The sequence below is a fragment of the Caulobacter radicis genome, assembly GCF_003094615.1.
GTDB lineage: Bacteria > Pseudomonadota > Alphaproteobacteria > Caulobacterales > Caulobacteraceae > Caulobacter > Caulobacter radicis.
In genome coordinates this window covers 1-1,575 of sequence record NZ_QDKO01000039.1, presented here as the reverse complement: position 1 = coordinate 1,575, position 1,575 = coordinate 1, and the positions used below count along the sequence as shown (strand labels likewise).

General features: G+C 65.7%; 1 protein-coding gene. It reads left to right on the top strand.

Annotated elements, in window-relative coordinates:
• Nucleotides 1-65 precede the first annotated feature (65 nt).
• Nucleotides 66-1,502, top strand: a complete 1,437-nt coding sequence (locus DDF62_RS20530) for an IS1182 family transposase (RefSeq protein WP_244286893.1) — start codon at nucleotides 66-68, stop codon at nucleotides 1,500-1,502.
• Nucleotides 1,503-1,575 lie beyond the last annotated feature (73 nt).

Genomic DNA, 1,575 nt, shown 5'->3' with positions numbered 1-1,575 from the left:
CGACCGAGGCTGTGTGAAAACTCGGCGGATCAGCTAGACTCCTGACGAGCAGTCGGGAGGTGCGCATGAGCCGCTTCGTTGAAGGTGTTGATCGCCGGCAGCCGACGCTTCTTCCTGAATGTCTGGACGATTATGTCGCCGCGGAGAACCCGGTGCGGGTGATCGATGTGTTCGTCGACGAACTGGAGCTGCGAGGGCTGGGCTTTGAGGTGACCGCGGCCGCGACAGGCCGTCCGGGCTACCATCCAGCGACGCTGCTGAAGCTCTATGTGTACGGCTACCTGAACAAGGTGCAGTCCAGCCGTCGGCTGGAGCGCGAGGCTGGGCGCAATGTCGAGCTGATGTGGCTGACGGGCCGGCTTGCGCCCGATCACAAGACCATCGCCGACTTTCGCAAGGACAACGGCCCGGCGATCCAGGCCGCCTGCGCCCAGTTCGTGGTGTTGTGCCGCCAGATCGGCCTGTTCGGCGCGGCGTTGGTCGCCATCGACGGCAGCAAGTTCAAGGCGGTGAACACCCGCGACAAGAACTTCACGCCCTACAAGCTGAAGAAGCGCCTGGAACAGGTGGCCGAGCACATCGCCGGCTATTTGAACGACCTGGACACCGCCGACCGACAGGAGGGCGAGACCATCGAGGCCAGGTCCGACCGGCTGAAGGAGAAGGTGGAGCGCCTGCGCGAACAGATGCGGATGCTGCAGGCGATGGAGGCGCAAGTGGACGCCTCGGCCGATGGCCAGGTGTCGCTGACTGATCCTGACGCCCGCGCCATGGCCACCAGCGGGCGCGGCAGCGGCATCGTCGGCTACAATGTCCAATCCGCCGTCGATGCAGAGCATCACCTGATCGTCGCCCACGACGTCGTCATGACGGGCAGCGATCGCCAGCAGCTGTCGTCGATGGCCGGCAAGGCCAAGGACGCCCTGGGCGTGGATGAGCTCAACGTCCTGGCCGACCGTGGCTACTTCTCGGGCGAGGAGATCCTGAGCTGCGAGGCGATGGGCGTGACGGCCTACGTGCCCAGGCCTCAGACCTCGGGCGCCAAGGCCGATGGCCGCTTCGGCAAGCAGGACTTCGTCTATCTGCCCGACCAGGACGTCTACCGCTGCCCGACCGGGGCGCTGCTTCCGCGCCACATGACCACCGTCGAGAAAGGCATGACGCTGCACCGCTACTGGGACCTGGCCAGTTGCCAGAACTGCGCCCTCAAGCCCCAGTGCACGCCCAGCAAAGAGCGCCGCGTAACCCGCTGGGAACACGAGGCCGTCGTCGACGCCCTGCAGATCCGGATGGACCGGCGTCCTGGCGCCATGCGCCAGCGAAGGCGGACCGTCGAGCACCCCTTCGGCACGATCAAGGCCTGGATGGGATCGACACACTTCCTGATGAGGCGCCTGCCCAACGTGAAGACCGAAATCGGCCTCCACATCCTGGCCTATAACCTCAAGCGCGTGATCGCCATCATGGGCGCCCAGCCGCTGATGGCGGCGATCCGAACCTGAGAAGATGCCGCGACGACTCCGCCGCGCCAGCACCTTCGAGCAGAGCGGCCGAGTTTTCGCACAGCCTCGACCC

What these genes read in the sequence shown, in the direction of transcription:
- DDF62_RS20530 (WP_244286893.1), top strand. Translation starts at nt 66, where the DNA reads ATGAGCCGCTTCGTTGAAGGTGTTGATCGCCGGCAGCCGACGCTTCTT.